This is a genomic window from Rhodopirellula sp. UBA1907 (assembly GCF_002337565.1).
In the GTDB taxonomy this organism is placed as follows: domain Bacteria; phylum Planctomycetota; class Planctomycetia; order Pirellulales; family Pirellulaceae; genus Rhodopirellula; species Rhodopirellula europaea.
On the sequence record NZ_DDGH01000083.1, the window covers coordinates 201,964 to 221,591 of the forward strand.

10 protein-coding genes are annotated in these 19,628 nt (G+C 55.9%); all 10 read right to left on the reverse strand.

What is annotated here, in order from left to right; genetic code table 11:
* Positions 1-70: 70 nt before the first annotated feature.
* Positions 71-2,263 carry a M3 family metallopeptidase gene (locus B2R17_RS18390; RefSeq protein ID WP_008666752.1) on the reverse strand — a complete coding sequence of 731 codons (2,193 nt, stop codon included), beginning with the start codon at positions 2,261-2,263 and terminating at the stop codon, positions 71-73.
* Positions 2,260-4,203, reverse strand: coding sequence for a sulfate adenylyltransferase subunit CysN (cysN, locus tag B2R17_RS18395; protein ID WP_008653289.1), 1,944 nt, complete (start codon positions 4,201-4,203; stop codon positions 2,260-2,262). Before cysN ends, B2R17_RS18390 begins: the two co-directional genes overlap by 4 nt.
* 159 nt (positions 4,204-4,362) lie before the next feature.
* Entirely contained in the window at positions 4,363-5,274 is a 912-nt protein-coding gene (gene cysD, locus B2R17_RS18400; protein ID WP_286765107.1) for a sulfate adenylyltransferase subunit CysD, read from the reverse strand.
* 105 nt (positions 5,275-5,379) lie between these two features.
* A complete protein-coding gene (rsmG, locus tag B2R17_RS18405) occupies positions 5,380-6,075 on the reverse strand; it encodes a 16S rRNA (guanine(527)-N(7))-methyltransferase RsmG (RefSeq protein WP_008666748.1) in 696 nt (231 codons plus the stop codon).
* Between the two features lie 196 nt (positions 6,076-6,271).
* A complete protein-coding gene (locus B2R17_RS18410) occupies positions 6,272-7,552 on the reverse strand; it encodes a tetratricopeptide repeat protein (protein ID WP_008666741.1) in 1,281 nt (426 codons plus the stop codon).
* A 500-nt stretch (positions 7,553-8,052) separates the two neighbouring features.
* Complete coding sequence (locus tag B2R17_RS18415; RefSeq protein ID WP_008666736.1) at positions 8,053-8,424, reverse strand: hypothetical protein; 372 nt, start codon at positions 8,422-8,424, stop codon at positions 8,053-8,055.
* Complete coding sequence (topA, locus tag B2R17_RS18420; protein WP_008666735.1) at positions 8,421-11,231, reverse strand: type I DNA topoisomerase; 2,811 nt, start codon at positions 11,229-11,231, stop codon at positions 8,421-8,423. Before topA ends, B2R17_RS18415 begins: the two co-directional genes overlap by 4 nt.
* Before the next feature lie 21 nt (positions 11,232-11,252).
* On the reverse strand, positions 11,253-17,888 hold the full coding sequence (gene uvrA / locus B2R17_RS18425; protein WP_008666734.1) for an excinuclease ABC subunit UvrA: 6,636 nt from the start codon (positions 17,886-17,888) through the stop codon (positions 11,253-11,255).
* A 53-nt stretch (positions 17,889-17,941) separates the two neighbouring features.
* Positions 17,942-19,033 (reverse strand): protein arginine kinase, encoded by a 1,092-nt coding sequence (locus B2R17_RS18430; protein ID WP_007328432.1) that lies wholly within the window; start codon positions 19,031-19,033, stop codon positions 17,942-17,944.
* The coding region (locus B2R17_RS18435) for a UvrB/UvrC motif-containing protein (RefSeq protein WP_286765109.1) at positions 19,030-19,628 on the reverse strand (599 nt) is incomplete at its 5' end. The genes B2R17_RS18435 and B2R17_RS18430, both read right to left, overlap by 4 nt.

The window sequence follows — 19,628 nt, forward strand, 5'->3', positions numbered from 1 at the left end:
GACAGTTCGGCAAATGGTGGTTGCATGACGCCACCGCGTAGCACTCGCGAGTGCAGATGGGCAACTTGATTCATTCCGCGAAACCGCGTTTGCGGAGCAGGGCTTCTGTGTCGACGTCACGACCGCGAAAATTGCGGTAGGTTTCGACGGGATCGATTGTGTCGCCGACGCTGAGAATGTGATCGAATAGCTTCGCAGCGGTTTCCTCGTCGAAGAAGCTTCCCGCCTCGACGAACATCTCCGCCGCATCTGCCGTCAACGCGTCGCTCCACAGATAGCTGTAGTAGCCGGCCGAGTAAGCGTCGCTGCTGAACAGGTGACTGAAGTGAGGCAAGCGGTGACGCATTGGCAATTCGTCTGGCATGCCGATCTCCGCCAACGCCGACTTTTCAAACTCACTGACGTCAATGTCGCCGGCCTGCAGTTGATGCAGCTGCATATCCAGGATCGCACACGCCAAGTACTCGACGGTTTCAAACCCGCTGTTGAACTTCGACGAGGCTTCGATCTTGTCGAGCAATTCTTTGGGCATTGGCTCGCCGGTCTCGTAGTGCGTTGCGTAGCGAGTCAACACTTCGGGCGTCGACAACCAATGCTCCAACACCTGCGACGGGAATTCAACAAAGTCGCGAGCGACGTTGGTGCCAGACTGCGACGGGTAATGAACGCGACTGGACAGTCCATGCAGAGCGTGGCCGAATTCATGGAACAACGTGGTCGCGTCGTCCCAGGAAATCAAAACCGGCTTGCCGTCCGCAGCGGGAACAAAGTTGCTGTTGTTTGAAACGATCGGAGTCCGCACGGGTACGTCCGCGGAGGCGGGATCAAGATCCCATCCTGATTGGCCTCGGTAATCCATCATCCACGCACCGCTGCGTTTGCCTTCACGAGCGAATGGGTCCAGGTAAAACAGTCCCACGTGGCTTCCGTCGGACTTCTGCACCACTTCGTAAACGGTGACATCGGGATGGAAGATGGGCAGATTCCCGACAGGTTGAAACTGGAATCCGAACAGTTCATCCGCGCACCACATCATGGCTTCGACCAAGCGATCGAGTTGCAGATAAGGACGCACTTCCGCCATGTCCAAGTCGTATTTTTCAGCCCGGACCTTTTCGGCGTAGTAGCGGTAATCCCACGGTTCGATCTTGATCTTCGATTTGCCAGCGGCTTCCATTTCTGCGTCGGCGATGGCTTGCATGTCCGCCACTTCCGTCGCGACACGCTGCACGGCGTGAGGCCAGACCTTCATCATCAATTCCATCGCACGATCGGGCGTGCCCGCCATCGTGGATTCCATTCGCCAATGAGCGTGGGTGGGATAGCCAAGCAACTTGGCTCGGGCCGCACGCAGATTCAAGATTTCGCGAATGATGGCTTTGTTGTCGTGGGCATCGTTGTTGTCGCCGCGGAAGTAGTAGTTCCGCCAAACCTGTTCGCGAAGCTCACGATCATCTGCGTTTGTCAAAAACGGGTCCATCGATGATCGCGTGTTGGTCACGGCCCATTTGGCCTTGCCACCTTTTTCTTCGGCAGCGGCCGCCATCGCATCGCGTGTCGACTGCGGCACACCTGACAATCGCGACTCGTCATCAATCCAAGTGACGTGACCCTTCTCTTCTTCAAGAACGTTTTGGTTGAAGTCGGTGAACAACCGAGCCAGTCGCGTGTTGATCTGCGACAGCTTGGATTTGTCTTCCGGACTCAACCGAGCCCCGCGGCGGACAAAGTTCTTGAACGTTTCATCGAGCAGACGTTTTGCGTCGTCATCCAGCGTTGCTGTCTTCTTTTCAAAGACATCGCTGTGAACTGCTTCGATCCGAGCGAACAACTCCGCGTTCTGCGTCACTGAATCGGAGTAGGCAGCCAGCTTGGGCGTGATACTGCGTTCCAAATCAGGGATCGGCCCGAGATTCAAATTCCCCGCATGCACATCGAACAGCACCTCGATTCGGTGCAACGCTTCGCCAGCGGTTTCCATCGCGAGAATGGTGTTCTCAAACGTGGGCGGCGCGGACTGGTTCGCGATTTCGTCAATTTCCTTCTCCGCCTGCTCGATCGCAGCGTCGAAGGCAGCACTGAATTCATCGACACGCACCTCGTTCCATGGCGGAACCCCACGATGAGGTCCCGGCCAAGGTTTCAGAAGCGGTGAATTCGAAAGGAGAGACTGCGAGCTGTTCACGGAAGATTCTTGTGAATAGGAAGGTTGGACCAACGCGATCGCGGCAAGGAAGCTTGCCGGAACAACACACCATCTCATTTGATGAACCCTTTTGATTTCAGAAGTTCCACCACCGCATCCGCACATTCTGCGATGGAAGTGGTGGAGGCATCGACGGCCAAGTCTGGATTGGTCGGAACGTCGTACTTTGCAGTCACGCCAGGAAAGTTGGACAACTCGCCCGCATCAGCTTTCGCGTACTGTCCCTTGGTGTCACGTTCGCGGCAAACTTCCAATGGAGTCGCCACGTGCACGACCAAGAACTGATCTTCACCGATCAGCTTGCCGACTTTTTGACGCACATCATCAGACGGTGCCACCAAAGACGCCAAGCAGATCAGCCCAGCATCGTTCAGGGTATGAGCCAGGTGACCGCTGCGACGTAAGTTCTCGCTGCGATCGTCCGCGCTGAAGCCCAAGTCTCGGCTCAATCCGCGACGTACGAATTCGCCATCCACCACAGCAACCGATCGTCCCGCGTCGAACAATTTGCGTTCGACAGCCCGAGCGATAGAAGTCTTGCCGCTACCGGTCAGACCGGTCAGCAACACGGTGGCGGGTTTCTGTCCGAATCGAGCGGCTCGTTCTTCCGATGTGACGGTCGACAGTGCGTCCGACGAATCATCGGCGGAGACTTCATCGTCCCAAACCGATTTGTGGCTTCCAGTCGTTCCACGATCTAGGATCATCCCGGCGGCGACGGTCGCATTGGTGATGCGGTCGACCAAGATGATCGCTCCCGTCGTTCGGTTGCGACGGTACGGGTCGTGGTGAATTGGTGCGGACAACGACAATCGAACTCGTCCGATTTCGTTCAGCTCCAACGTAGGCGCCGGCATGCGGTGCAAATCGTTGACGTCAACTTTATAAGCCAACGTTTCGACGTTCCCGGGAACAGTTTGCGTGGTGTGTTTGACCAAGTAAGTCTTGCCCGGAACCATCGCTTCTTCGTTCATCCAAACCAACATCGCCTCGACGTCGGACTCGCTTCGCGGCAGGTTGCCACTTCGGACAATCATGTCACCGCGACTGGCGTCGATTTCATCTTCCAACGTCAACGTGACCGCAAGCGGTGCGTAGGCTTCATCCAAGTTGCCGTCGTAGGTGACGATTTCTTTGACCTTGGACTTCTGACGGCTTGGCAGAACCGTGATCTCTTCGCCTTTGCGAATGATTCCGGACGCGATCGTTCCACAGAAACCGCGGAAGTTGAGGTTGGGACGATTGACCAATTGAACCGGCAACCGGAAGTCTTGCAGGTTGCGGTCCGATCCGATGTAGACCGTTTCCAGGAAGTTCATCAGCGTGCTGCCGGTGTACCACGGCATGTTCTCGCTGCGGTCGACCAAGTTGTCGCCGTTAAGCGCACTGATTGGAATGAAGTGCAGATCGGGCAAATCCAAACGTGTCGCGAAACTGCGATAATCGTCGCAGATTTCGTTGAAGCGATCTTCGCTGTAGTCGACGCCGTCGATGTCCATTTTGTTGACCGCCACGACCACGTGGCGAATACCCAACAAAGACACGATGAACGAGTGACGACGAGTTTGCGTCAGCACGCCGTGACGGGCATCGATCAAGATGATCGCCAGGTCAGCGCTACTGGCACCAGTCGCCATGTTGCGAGTGTATTGTTCGTGACCAGGCGTGTCCGCGATGATGAACTTGCGTTTCGCGGTGCTGAAGTAGCGGTATGCAACATCGATCGTGATGCCTTGTTCGCGTTCTTCTTTCAGCCCGTCCATGAACAACGATGGGTCAAATCCACCGGCCACGCTGCCTTGCCGAACCGAGTCACTTTGGACCTTGGCCAGCTCGTCCTCGTAGACCAATTTGGAATCATAGAGCAGACGGCCAATCAACGTGCTCTTGCCATCATCCACGCTGCCGCAGGTGATGAAACGCAGCAATTGCTTTTGCTCATGCTGCTTCAAGTAAGCATCGATGTCGGTAGCGATCAGATCAGATTGATGGCTCATGGGAGTGTCTCAGTATTTCAGTGTCGCAGGGCCACAGGCTGGCGTGTGGACTGTGGGGCGTTTGGACTGGGGCGTAGGAAAGCAAGTTGGGGCGATTCAGGGGCGTGTGGCAGCAGTGCAGACCTGTGGTCCTGCGTCTCTGTTTCCCTTTCGCCCTTCCTAGAAGTAGCCGCGTTCTTTTTTCTTTTGCATGCCGACGCCACCTTCATCTTGGTCAATGATTCGACCTTGGCGTTCGCTGGTTCGGGTCAGCAGCATCTCTTGGATGACTTCGGGCAATGTGGTCGCTTCACTTTCGACGGCTCCGGAAAGCGGATAGCAACCCAGAGTCCGGAAACGCACCATGCGGGTCTCTTCTTTTTCACCCGGAAGCAATGGCATGCGATCGTCATCTCGCATCAGCAACAATCCGTCGCGATTGACGACTTGGCGAGGTGCGGACAAGTACAACGGGACGATCGGAATGTTTTCCATGTGGATGTACTGCCACACATCCAACTCGGTCCAGTTGCTCATGGGAAAGACGCGAATGGACTCGCCCTTGTTGACTCGTCCGTTGAACAAGTTCCAGAGTTCTGGACGTTGGTTCTTTGGATCCCAACGGTGTGACTTGTCGCGGAAGCTGAAGACGCGTTCTTTAGCACGGCTCTTTTCTTCGTCACGGCGAGCTCCACCAAAGGCGGCGTCGAACTGGTATTTATCCAGAGCCGCTTTCAGAGCGTCCGTCTTCATCAACTCGGTGTGACGCTCGCTGTCTTCCCACGGGGGAATGTTGGCCTTCAGACCTTCTTCGTTGATGTGGACCAACACATCCAAACCCAACTTCCCACGAACATAATTTTCGCGGTGCTCGATCATTTCCTTGAACTTGTACGTCGTGTCGACGTGCAGCAGCGGAAAAGGCAACTTGGCCGGGTGGAAGGCTTTCAAGGCTAGGTGAAGCAGCACCGCGGAGTCTTTGCCGATCGAGTAAAGCATCACCGGTTTTTGGAATTCCGAGACCACTTCTCGAAAAATGTGGATGCTCTCGGCCTCGAGCTGTTTCAGGTGAGTGAGGCTGTAATCGGACATAGACATTCGAAATTAGGTGAAAACGATTCGGGTTCGCCACGTCATTGAGCGCAGCAGTATAAACGGGGTGCGGAATCGATCCAGTCGGAACTCGATCCAGCGAACTCAGCCCTTGTTTTTCTTCGTCAGCTCCAAGATCACGCCACGACTGGCGTCGGCGGCCTCGGGCGAGTCAGCCTCTTCGGCCTCCGCCAATTCGGGGGCGACACTCCCCAACGGGTAGGTCGCGACAACGCGGAGTTCGAGACCTTTGAGCACTCCGTGATGACGGGCTTCCCCCCGTTCATCGACCCACTTGGGACCTTTGATCAGCAACAATCGATCAAACTGACTCCAGTGAGGCTCAACCCAGCGGCAGAACTTGAGAAGACTGCCAACGGCACGGCTGACGATCGTGGTGAAGCGAAAATCTTCCAGCAAATCTTCCCCGCGAGCCGCATAGACCGGCACCGGCAGATTCAGTTCGGTCACCAACTCGTCCAACACCTTGGCTCGTTTGCCGACCGATTCTGCCAAAGCGACGTCGATATCGGGCCGCAACATCGCCAGTGGAATGCCGGGCACGCCATTTCCGCTGCCCATATCCAGGACTTCTTCACCAGGCTGGATCAACTGAGCCAATTGCAAGCAATCGCGTAGATCACGCGTGACGAACAAATCCCACGTCGTGTGCCGGGTCAGGTTGATCTGCTCGTTGTACCGCCACAGCGACTGCGCGTATTGCTGCAGCGACATGCCCAGAGGCTCATCGAGCTCGAGTCCGAATTGTTCCAAGGCCGTTTTGAATTCTGCGTCAATCATGCCCGCAGGTCATACCAGGGGCGATCGAAGCTGGGTAGCGGAACAGTGGCCCAGAAACGCCGAAAGGTGACAAAAACGGCCACGCAACGGACATCGAGAGCCAAAAATCGGCCGGTGGTGCTGGCGAAAGCAAGTCGCGGGAATCCCACGACTCATTCTTTCTCCTGGAAGAACGATCCGATCCACTCAGGCCAAATCACTCAGGAAGACTGAAATTGATCGGTGGAGTCGATTCTTTCGAATCCGTGGCAGGAGCGGTCCCCTCGGCTTTCGCGTCCGACTTGGGCGATTCCGCTGGTGCAGCCGCACTCGGGTCTTGGTAGCTCACCGCTGAGTTGCTGCCAGGAACAACAGGTTGCTGTCCGTTGGGCTGCATCGCACCAGGAATTGCGTAGCTCGGTGGAGCCGCGTAGCTCGGTGGTGTCTGATTGGCGAGGTGAGCCGGTGCCGAAGCAACCGTGGCCACAGGGCCGGCCGCTGCACCAATGTTTTTGCCAGGAGTCGCTGTGGATGCGATGTTGGCCGCCGGAGTAGTCCCCAATCCTGGGTTCAGCTGAGCCAGCATCTCACGCGAACGATCGATGGCACGTTTGGTGGCCGGGTCACCTGCCGCAGCGGCTTCATGCGTGACAGCCTGCTGCAGGTGAATCTGAGCGTCTGCGTTCTGGCCTTTCTTGTAGTGCAAGAACGCCATGTTGAAGTGAGCCACCGCGGGCTTGTTGTTGGCCGCCAACACCTTGAAGGCCTGTTCGCTTTGTCCCGACTCGAAATGCACGCTGGCCAAGTTGTTGGCGTAACGCGAAGTTCCGGGTGCCAGCTCCAACGCACGGGCCAAGGTTTGCACGGCCATTGGGTGCTGACCCAATTTACCCAACGTCAGCCCCAAGTCGTTGTACAGAGCAGCGTCGTTTGGATTCTGTGCAATTGCTTTTTGGAAGAATTCAGCCGCCTTGGAATGGTTGCCTTCGCGAAAGTGAAGGCGAGCCACGCTGGTCAAAGCGGATGCGTGATTTGGCGCATCTTCCAGTGCCTTGGAATAGCTTTCCATGGCCTTGGTCAAGTTGCCCGTTGATTCCCAAAGTTGTCCATTGGCAACCAAGACGTCTGGTTCCAATTGACCGGGTTCGTTTTCCAACGAGAGTGGATCGCTGTTAACGTCCGATGATTCGCGTTTGAACCAACCAGCGACCGTGCCGGTGGTTTTGCCCCAAGCGTTCTTGGTCGCGGTGCCGACGCCACCGGCAGCTTTGCCCACCGAATCACCCGCCGAAGCGATGAAGCTGGGACCCTCGTTGGGTTCGCTAACCGTTGCCGTGCTTTTGCTTGCGAACGGATTCATTGATGCCAAGGACATCGAACGAGTTGCGCAACCGGTTGAAGTCAACGTGAGGCAACCACCCACAACCAACGAGAAAACGAGTTCACGCTTGGCTGGGCGAGTCTTGCGAGTTGCGTTTGGCTGACGTGTGGCGTCCATGTTTCACACTTCGATGAGGAGCATTCGTGACCGGCCATTGCAACCGGCTCCGCCCGTTTCAAACGTGTGTAAAACGGACGTTTCGATGGATAATCTGATCACAGCAGATCATTCCATTGGCTTTGATCGACCATTCACTTGACCAACTTCAACGACTTTAGCGTCCACAACGATTTTTCTGAAAATACTTCTTCAGACACATGTGAGCGTGGTGACGCAAACGCGGCATTGCGACCGACTGAACTCAACGTCGCGAATTGTGAAGCTACTGCGGCATTCTTATCGGCCAGAATTCGTCATCGATTCGATCCAATTTGGTCGCGACGCCAGGTTCTTCAATTCTCCATGAAACATGGTGAAACCCAATTCGCGATCGCGCCGCGAGACCGACATGCATCCTTGATGACAACTGCCCCGGGAGCTTGGCTTTGGAAACGTTAGCGACTTCAGCGAAGCGGGTGGGCAGCCGTCTGCCGCTCATTCGATGCCTTAGCAGCGAATCAAGAACGCTCAGGCAAGGCTTCCATCAGCATTTGATACAGCACCAAACGCTCGTTGCCGTTTGCCAACGCGTTGGACTCGATCAATCGCGACTGGATGGATTCGGCTGAGACATCCATTCCGGCCAACAGCTCGCGAACTTGCTGCCAAGTCGGCAACCAGACCATCGATGCAATCAAGCGTTCCATCGATTCACTGCGACGCAAGAAGTGTTTTAGATCGAGAATAAAGAAAACCCGATCGTGAAACGGTGAATCGTGCTCAATCAATGGCTCGCCGTCCCACACGAAGTGTCCCGGCTCGGGTTGCCATGGCAACCCGGCCGCCTTCAGTTCGTGGGCCAACTGGATCTCTTCGGCAGAGTATCTCACGACGACTTCTTGATGATGCCTTTCTTCTTCGCGGCTGCTTTGGCAGTCTTCTTTTTCGCGGCTTTCTTCTTCGCCGTTTTCTTTTTGGCTGCCTTCTTAGCCGTTTTTTTCTTCACGGCTTTCTTCTTCTTTTTCTTCTTCGTCGGCCCCTTGGCGGCACGTTCGGCCAACAAGTCGAGAACACCCTCGTAAGTCATCTCTTTCGGATCGGTGCCACGCGGGATCGATGCGTTGGTTTCGCCATCGGTCGCGTAGGGACCAAAGCGACCTTCCAAGATCTTGATTTCGTTCTCGGTGACCGGGCTTGGCTTTTCGAACTTCTTGATCGGTTCCTTGGGAGCGGCGCGTCCACGAGTCTTGGGTTGCTTGAGCAACTCGATCGCTTCGTCAAACGTCACGTCCAAAGGCGACTTGTCAGCCGGCAAGGAACGAGTTTCTTTGCCACATTTGACGTACGGTCCATAGCGTCCGTCGTGAGCCAAAATAGGCTCTTTCATTTCCGGATGCTCACCGAGATCTCGAGGCAATGAAAGCAGCTTGCAGGCCATTTCCAAATCGACGTCTTCGACGGCGATGGTTTTCAGGATCGACGCGTTCTTCTTTTCTTCGTCGTCCTTCTCGCCCATTTGGACGTAAGGCCCAAAACGACCGGCTTTGATGTAAATCGGCTTGCCCGTTTCCGGGTGAACTCCCAAAGGCTCATCTTCGCGAGCGGCGTCCTCGAACAACTCCATCGCACGGGCGAGAGTCATTTCGTCAGGTGCCATCCCATCCAGGATCGGAGCCTTGCGTTCGCCTTGCTCCAAGAACGGGCCGTACTTTCCGACTCGTACAAACACCTCTTCACGGTTTTCGCCTTCGGTTGGAATCCCCAAAGAGAACTTCGCCGTGACGCGCGGATCGATTTCTTCGATCTTGCTTTCCAGACGAGGCTTCAGACCAATCGCAGCTTTTTCATCGCCGGTTGGTTCGGCTTCATCACCAAAGTAGAAACGTTTGAGATACTGCAGGGACTCAGCCTCTTGGCGGCTGATCGTGTCCAGAAAATCTTCCATCTGAGCCGTGAAGTCGTAATCGACCAAAGGCTCGAAGTGGGTTTCCATCAATCGAATGACGCTAAACGCGGTCCAACTGGGGACGAGCGCGTTGCCCTTCTTGTAAACGTAGTCACGACGCTGAATCGTATCGATGATCGACGCGTAGGTACTGGGACGACCGATCCCTTTCTCTTCCAACGTACGTGTCAGTGATGCTTCGCTGAAACGCGATGGTGGCTGAGTCGTGTGGCTCTTGGGATCCAAAGTCGCGACCGACAAACCATCGTTTTCACTGACCGCTGGCAACAAGCGTTCTTTGTCAGCGAGTTCGGCTTCGGGATCGTCGCTGCCTTCGACGTAGGCTCGCAAGAAACCTTCGAACAAGATGCTCGTGCCGCTGGCGGTGAAAGTGGTTCCGCCGCCTTCGATCGTGACGCTGATGCGTTGCTTTTTGGCATCTGCCATTTGACAAGCAACCGTTCGTTTCCAAATCAGTTCAAACAAACGGAACTGGTCTCGATCCAGTTCGTTCTGAACCGCGCCGGGAACACGGAATGGGGTACCCGCGGGTCGAATCGCTTCGTGAGCCTCTTGCGCGTTCTTGACCTTGCCTTTGTAAACTCGCACCGAGTCGTGCAAGAATTTCTCGCCGTACTCGCTGCGTACCAAATCCCGAGCCGCGTTGATGGCTTCTTTCGACAGCGTGGTCGAGTCAGTACGCATGTAGGTGATGTAACCGTTTTCATACAGCCGCTGGGCCGCTTGCATGCAGCGACGTGCGGTGAAGCCGAGCTTCCGGTTGGCTTCCTGCTGCAACGTACTGGTCGTGAAGGGAGCCTTGGGACGTTCGGTGAACGGTTTGACTTCCACCTTCGTGACGCGAAAATTTTCCTTCTCGAGTTTCTGCTTCAGTTCTTTGGCCTGCTGCTCATCCATTTGCAACAGCTCGGGATTGATCAATTGACCGTTGGTCGAATCAAAATCTTTCCCGGTGGGAATCTTTCGGCCATCGACGGTCGCCAACATCGCGGGCAGCGAGTCGCCATTGTCGGTCGTGAAGATCGCTTCCAAATCCCAATAGGTCGCATCGTGGAAGGCGATTCGTTCACGCTCACGTTGGACAATCAACCGGACCGCGACGCTTTGCACACGTCCGGCCGACAGGCCACGCCCGACCTTTTTCCACAGCAATTGCGAAACGTCGTAGCCGTACAGTCGGTCCAAGATCCGGCGTGTTTCCTGGGCACGAACCAAACCATCGTCGATTTCACGAGGGTCTTCCAACGCGTGTTGGATCGCTTCCTTCGTGATTTCGTGAAATACCAAACGATGAACGGGCACCTTCGGTTTCAGCAACTCGAAGAGGTGCCAGCTGATCGCTTCTCCCTCGCGGTCTTCATCCGTCGCGAGATACAGGCTATCTGCATCCTTGAGCGCGGCCTTCAATTTGTCGACTTGTTTCTTCTTGTCCGCCGGTACGATGTAGACCGGTTCGAAGTCTTTTTCGACGTTCACTCCCAGGTACGCCCAAGGTTCTTTCTTGAACTTTTTGGGGATGTCTTTGGCCCCACCTGGCAAATCGCGAACGTGTCCAACGCTGGCTTCGACCTGGTAACCGCTTCCCAAAAACTTCGAGATCGTCCGGGCTTTCGCGGGCGATTCGACGATCACCAAACTTTTGCTGGTCGATTTGGCCATGAGCAAGAACGAACCGATTCGAGGTGGAAAGATGGGGGTTTCAGAAGTGCGTGACTCGGGTTTGTCGCTCAAACCTGTCGCCTCGTCAACACGTCAGGTCGAGGACCGCGTCCGATCCAAGTGCGTTTTCAAGAACGTTTTCAGCTTTCGACTGCGTGCATGATCCACGTCAGTCAAATGAAATGTTAGCGTCACGCGTTCAGCGTCGCTGAGGTCCAAAGTGCCGGTGTCGGAGCGAGATTGAAGCACGTCCAAAGCCAACAACTGCTCCAAATCAATCGCGGATTGCGGACCGCTCAATTTCAATCGAACACAGTTGCTCACTTTGGTTTCAACTTCCGCCCAGTGAGGCAACGGAACGTCCTCTTCGCCCGATTCTAACCGAACCGATACACGGTCCGGGGCAGGGTACTCGACCGCGCCTTCGCCCGCGACGTTTGACAACATCTCCAGCAAACCCTCGACCAACTCGAGCGGCCACTGAGGCGGTGCGTTCTCGGGGAAACCTTTCGGCAATGTGTGCCAACGACGTCCCAGTGCTCGCCAAGGTTGCATCAACACGTTTGCCGAATCGTTGTCGTTTTCGACCTCCGCATCACTGGCCGGCAACGAAACTGGCCCGGGCGAATCCACGCGAAGAGTGACTTCGGGTTCCTTCGCGATTGTGTTCTTTGGCACCGGAGCAGAACTGGATTCCAACACTCGGCCGTTCACAGCGGGTTGCCAGTCGAGCACCTCGCGCGGCTCGGCCGTTCGCGTTCCCGCCAGTGCGTCCGCCAAGAACGGCGCGGTCGCGGAAACCCATTCGTCGTTTTCGCGATTGGCCGGGTCCGCCTTCGCGGCCAAACCTTCCGGGGTTCCGGCAAAGACGACTTGCCCACCATGGACACCGGCACCAGGCCCGATGTCAATCAACCAATCGCAACACTTGATCACGTCCAAGTTGTGCTCGATCACAATCACGGAATTTCCGAGCTCGACCAAACGTTGCATCACAACCAGCAACTTTTCGATGTCGCCGAAGTGCAAACCGGTCGTCGGTTCGTCCAACAAGTAAATCGTGTGCCCGGTCGCCGGACGAGCCAACTCGGCCGCCAACTTCACCCGCTGGGCCTCTCCGCCGGAAAGGGTCGGAGCCGATTGACCGAGTGTGACGTAATCCAATCCAACATCGCAAAGCGTTTGGATGACGCGAGCGATCCGGGGATGCGAGGCAAACAACTCGACCGCTTCGCCGCATGGCATCTCCAACACATCCGCGATCGACTGCCCGTGAAGTTTGACTTCCAAGACGTCCTCGTTGTAGCGTCGTGCGCCACAATCGTCGCAAGGAACCCAAACATCCGGCAAGAAATGCATCTCGATTTTGCGTTGCCCGCTGCCTTCACACGATTCGCAACGGCCGCCGGACACATTGAAGCTGAACGTTCGCGGCGTGAATCGACGTTCACGCGCGGCGGGCAAATCTGCGAAGAGTCCGCGGATCAAATCAAACACGCCGGTATAAGTCGCCGGGTTGCTGCTCGGTGAATTCCCGAGCGGTGATTGATCGACTTGGATGACTTTGTTGACGTATCGCAGGCCATCGATCGCATCATGCTGACCGGGTTTCACCTTGGCCCGGTGCAGACGTCTGGCCAAAACCGGATAGACGATGTCATTGATCAGCGAGCTTTTGCCGCTACCGCTGGGGCCAGTGATCGCGGTCAGCACTCCTAACGGAATGTCGACGTCCACATCCTGAAGGTTGTTCTCACGAGCACCTTTGACGGACAAAAACTCCACCATCGGTTTGCCCGAATCGGAAAGCACCGGACGTCGAACCGCGGGCAACTCGATCTGTTTTACACCCAGCAAGTAAGGCGCCGTGACCGACTCGTCGGCTGGTTCAACCGCATTGGGTTTGCCCTGTGCGACCACGCGACCACCGTGGCGACCGGCTCGTGGCCCAAAATCACACAGGTAATCGCTTCCTGAAATCACATCGTGATCGTGCTCAACGACCAACAACGTGTTGCCTTGATCTCGCAATCGATGAAGCGCCGCGAGCAATCGCCGGTTGTCTCGCGGGTGCAATCCAATCGTCGGCTCATCCAGCACATACAACACGCCACACAAACCACTACCAAGTTGCGATGCCAAACGAATCCGCTGAGCCTCACCGCCCGACAATGTCGGCGCGCCGCGGTGCAGGGTCAGATAATCGAGCCCCACGTCACGCAAAAATCGGACACGTGATTGGACTTCGCGAATCAGCTCGCCGGCGATCTTCAATTCACGACGATCCAGATCCCACGAATCGACTTCTTCTGATAATCGATCCAGCGGCATGTGCACCAAGTCGCCGATCGTTAAATCTCGGAAACGCACGGCCGCTGAGTCATCTCGCAAACGCGAACCATCACAAACCGAACAATCAATTTCGGCTACGAACGCTTCCAATCGCATCCGCAATCCAGGCGTCAATCGCGACGCTTCCTCCAGTGCGGGGTAGAACCCTTTGAACTGGAACCGAAACAGCACGTTGCCTTCACCAAAGTGATCGCGAACTTCTTCGGCGTGTTCACTTTCGGTCGATGACTTCTCATCGGTCGTGTCGCCTTGGCGAACTTCGACCCAACGCGGCCCCAAACCATGAAACAAAATGCGACGCTGTGACACCGTCAACCGATCAATCGGCTGATGAATGGGGATGCCAGTCGTGCGAGAAAGCGCCCGCAACATCCAACGACTGACCGCGTGATCAACCGACGGCCACAGCAATGCGGCACCGTCAGCCAACGTTGTCTGAGGTGTTCCCATCAAGGACGCTGGATTGGTCCCCGTCTGGGTTCCCAAACCTTCGCAACCAGGACACCAACCGATTCCTGAATTGAATGAAAAGTGGTGCGGAGTCAATTGCGAGAACGAACGACCACAGGACTCACAAACCAAATGTTGACTGTGTCGAAGCACATGCCAATCCCGCTCGGGCTGGTCCGAATCTGCGATCGCCAAATCCAACACTCCGACACCCAACGACAACGCCTGTTCAACGCTGTCGCTGATTCGCGACTGTTCTTCGGGAGAGATCTTGATTCGGTCGACGACAATTTGCACTAGGTGAACCCGTCGTGGATCGAGAGCTTTCGCGTCGTCGAGCTCAACCGTCTCACCATCGATACGAATACGGGAATACCCCATCGCGCGGTAGCTTTGCCACGTTGCAAGTGACGCTTCGCCGGACTGCACCTCGATCGGAGCCAGCAACAAAGCTCGCGTGCCCCTTGGCAATCCCATCACCTTGTCGATGATTTGATCGGGCGTTTGCGTTCCGACCGGCACCGCACAATCCGGGCAGTGCATCGTGCCGAGTTTGCTGTAGAGAATCCGCAAGTAGTCATAGACCTCCGTGACCGTACCGACGGTACTGCGAGGCGAATGGCCGAGGTTCTTTTGCTCAAGTGCCACCGCCGGTGACAGCCCTTCGATGCGTTCCGCTTTGGGCTTTTGAACCTGACCGATGAACTGCCGAGCGTAGCTGGACAACGACTCGACATATCGCCGCTGGCCTTCGGCGTAAATCGTGTCCATCGCCAACGAACTTTTGCCGCTCCCGCTGGGACCACAAAAGACTGTCATCGCGTCGCGAGGGATTTCGAGGTCAACTGATTTTAGGTTGTGCTCGCACGCACCTTCGACCACCACGTGCGTTCGCGACTTGGCCGGCGGAGCCACGATGTCGCGGATCGCTTGGCCACGTTTCTTGGCTTGCCTTCGTTTGATACCGAGCACTTCGGCGAGCGCTGCACCGGTGTAACTGTCGTCGACTTTCGCGACATCTGCTGGCCGACCTTCGCCAACGACTCGGCCGCCACCGGCACCGCCTTCGACACCGATGTCGATCACCCAATCCGCGGTTTTGATCACGTCCAAATTGTGTTCGACAATTACAATCGTGTTGCCGCGATCGGCCAAACGATTGATCACGCCCAACAACAAATCAATGTCGGCGAAGTGCAAACCAGTCGTTGGTTCATCCAGCACATACAGCGTGCTTCCGGTGTCACGCCGACTCAATTCTCGCGAAAGTTTGATCCGTTGGGCTTCACCACCGGACAGGGTTGGCGATGGCTGGCCGAGCTTCAGATATTCCAGCCCCACATCGACCAGCGTCTGCAACTTCTCGGCGATCTTCGGAATGTTCTGAAACAAATCCAAAGCCTCCGAGATGTCCATGTTGAGGACATCCGCGATCGATTTGCCTTTGAACTGCACCGACAATGTTTCGCGGTTGTACCGTTGGCCTTGGCAGACCGGGCAGGTCACCCAAATATCGGCCAAGAAATCCATTTCCAACTTGGTCGCACCGTTGCCGTCGCAACCAGCACAACGACCGCCGTCCACATTGAAACTGAATCGACCGACCGAGTAACCACGTGCCTTGGCTTCGGGCAGCTTCGCGAACAGGTTGCGAATCTCGTCGAACACCTTCACGTACGTCGCGGGGTTGCTGCGAGGCGTCCGACCAATCGGCGACTGATCAATCGCGATTGTCTTGTCGAGATGCTCGAGACCTTCGATGGAATCATGGTCGCCAACTTCCGCTTCAGCACCGTTGAGCGCATTGCGAAGAGCGGGTTCGACGATCCCACCAATCAACGAACTCTTGCCGCTGCCGGAAACCCCGGTCACACAAGTCACCACACCCAGCGGAATGGAGACATCAATGTCCTTCAGGTTATGAAACCGTGCCCCGCGAATGGTGAGTTGCTTCTTGGGATCAACCGGGCGTAGCTTTTCACTCGGCGTGATCGCGCGAGCACCTGACAAGAAGGCTCCCGTGACGCTTTCCTTGGATCGACGCAGGTCGTCAATCGTTCCAGCAGCCACAATGTGACCGCCTTTGACACCGGGGCCAGGCCCAAAGTCCACAATCGCATCCGCTGCACGCATCGTGTCTTCATCGTGCTCGACCACGATCAATGTGTTGCCCGCATCTCGCAAACGGGTCAACGTCGTGATCAAACGATCGTTGTCACGCGGGTGCAAACCGATCGAAGGCTCGTCCAAGATGTAGAGCACACCCGACAAACCCGAACCGATTTGACCGGCGAGTCGAATCCGCTGGGACTCGCCCCCGGACAACGTCGGCGCCGTGCGGCCGAGCGTCAAGTATTCCAAACCCACACCGAGCAAGAACCCAATTCGTCCGCGAATTTCCTTGAGAGCTTCACCGGCGATTTGCGTGTCGGTTTTTGAAAGCGGAATCTCGCTAAAGAACTCCATCAACGAATCAATGGAGAGCTCGCACAATTCTGGCAGCGATTTGCTTTTCGATTCGGTAAAGTCTTTCGAGCCAGTCGAGATACGAACCGCGCAGGCCTGATCGTTCAGTCGCTTTCCATGACAATCCGGGCAATCCATCGTGTTCATGTACTTCTCGAACTGACGCAACTGCATCTTGTTGCGACTGGTTCGATAACGATCGAGCAACTCGGGAATGAAACCTTCAAAATTGCCAACGTACTTCTTTGCTTTGCGTCCGCCTCGCCAAGTGAATTGCATCGAATCATCGGCACCCCACAACCAAATCTGGCGAGCGATCTCAGGCAATTTGTCCCAGCGGGTTTCCAGCATCGTGCCGGGTTCGAGCTCCAACTCCGCGTCCATTGCATCAGCAACGCCGCGATAGATGTGACGGCGATAGCGTCCCAAGTCTCCCCATTTGCCGAGCAGCGCGATCGCACCTTTGCGAATCGACAACGACTCATCCGGGATCAACAACTCCGGCACAAACGTGTACAGACGACCGATCCCGTCACACGAAGCGCACATGCCTTGCGGGCTGTTGAAGCTGAACAATTGGGGCGTCGGCGGTCGGAAACTTCGGCCACAGTTCCCGCACGAATACTTCGACGAAAACAGTTGGTCATGACGAACCGGAGGCACATCCTCTCCGTTGGGCGGCCCCACCGAAGCGATCAGAGACGACTCGCCCAACTTCAGTGCCAATTCAACCGCTTCGACCAATCGCGGTCGTTCAATTTGGTCCGCGACGATTCGATCGATCACGACTTCCACATCGTGGCGACGGGTTCGATCCAACGGTGGTGGGTCGCTCAGCCGAAACGTTTCGCCATCCACACGAGCACGGTTGAAACCTTGCTTGCGGAGGTCTTCAAACAAGTCGCGGAATTCACCTTTTTGGCCACGAACAAGTGGGGCCATCACCCACAGTGTGCCATCTTCGATTGCGGCTTCGTTTTCGGAATCATCGGACGACTGATCGTCTTGCCAACCATCGGAAGCCAATTCCAACAGACGGCTCACGATGACATCCGTCGTTTGAGCCGCGATCTCGACGTCACATGCCGGGCAGTGCCCAGTGCCAACACGAGCGTACAAGACTCGCAAGAAGTCGTAGATCTCCGTGATCGTGCCGACGGTACTGCGAGGATTGTTGCCGGTCGACTTTTGGCTGATTGAGATCGATGGACTCAGCCCGGTCACCAGATCGACATCGGGCTTGGGCATTTGCCCCATGAATTGCCGAGCCGAATTGCTCAGGCTTTCGACGTATCGGCGCTGACCTTCGGCGTACAGCGTGTCAAACGCGAGCGAACTCTTGCCACTTCCCGATACACCCGAGAAACAAATCAGCTCCCCTCGCGTGAGCGTCAAATCGACGTCGCGCAAATTGTGTTCGCGAGCGCCTTTGACGATGATTTCCCGTTGCAACTTGTCCACTCATTGGGTCGGCGTTTGATACATCCATTCAGTCAGACGCATCGTCGAGAAAGTCAGTTCAATTCGTCGGCGCGATCGGCTGGCCCGCACAAATGACGCTGCAAGTAGCTGGCTCGCTGGACATTCCGATCGCTGGTCGTCAACACTCGGCCGTGCAGCTTTTGCAAGTGAGCCGGCTGGGTGTGGATGAACAATTTGTTGATCGTTGCCAATTGCACGTCGTCGATCAGCCCCAGGTTCACGCCCATGCGAACCTTGGACAAATAGTGCATCGTCTCTTCGCTGCTGATCTTCCGCGCCGTGCTGAGAATCCCCAGAGCGCGGCTGACATCGTCATGCAGATCTTGCTGGCCCTTGTCGATTAAAAATTCGCGAGCTTTGCGTTCGTAATCGATGATCCGCGGCACGACCTCTTGGCCGACCATTTCCAGCAACTCTTTCTCGGTGTGCCCGAGCGTCACTTGGTTGCTGACTTGATAGAAATCGCCCGTGTACTGCGACCCTTCGCCGTACAAACCGCGGACGGTCACATTGATCCGCTGCATGCTGCGGAACACCTTTTCGATTTGCTGGGTGATCACTAAACCGGGCAAATGCAGCATCACGCTGACACGCAGCCCCGTGCCGACGTTGGTCGGGCAAGCCGTCAGGTAGCCGAATTTATTGTGAAAGGCGTACAGCACCTCGCCTTCGATCGCATCGTCGATCCGGTCGATTTGCTCCCACGCGCTGACCAGATCCAGACCACTGTGCATCACCTGAATGCGCAAGTGGTCCTCTTCGTTGATCATCACCGAGTATTGTTCGCTGGGATCAATCGCCACGGCGCGGCTGCCTTCCGAATCAGCGATTTCCCGGCTGATGAGTTGGCGTTCGACCAAAAATTGGCGATCCACTTCGCTCAGCGTCGCGATGTCGACGTAGGGGATTTCGTCCCAATCGGGCAAATTCTCCAGCCGCGAACGAACCTGACGTTCGATCTTTTCACGATCCTCGGGGCTGCATTTTCGGATGAAGGGGAATCCCGCCAAATTGCGGGCCAATCGAATGCGGCTGCTGATCACGATATCGGATTCCGGGCCCGTGCCACGCAACCATTCACCGCTGTTTTTGACCAACACCGACAAGTCGGTGGCTTCTTTCATATCGCGTTTCCTCGACGTTTTGGCTCGCCTTGGATCGCGTTGATCTGATCTCGCAATTCGGACGCTCGTTCGTATTCTTCTCGTTCCACCGCGGCTTCCATTTCTTTTCGCAAACGGATCAGATCCGCCTGAGAATCCGCTGTCGCGGCCGCTCGGGTGGGCCGCTTTCCGGTGTGTTCCAGTGAGTCGTGAATGTTGATCAACAACGGTTTGAGGTCCGCTTCGAAGTGGTCGTAGTCCAGGGGGCAACCCAACCGTCCTGAATTGCGGAATTCAAAGAATGTGATCCCGCAGACGGGGCATTCTTTTTGGTCCAGCTTCCGCAATTCTTCCTTCGTTTGGCCCAATTGCAGCTGCTTGGCCAACGCACCCGCGACGCTGGAAACCGGCGTTGGTTCGCCCTTTTGCAACACGTTACGAGCGTGCTGCTCGCACAAGTGCAACACTTGCGGTCCATCGGGTTCGGTCAATTCGGTGATGTGGAAAGTCGCCGGTTTATCGCAGTACTGGCATTTCATGAGAGTCTCGCAGGATGGCTCGCTAATTTCGTGACACTGGTTCCGTGTCCCTGAACGTCCGGTGTTCAAGGCTCTCT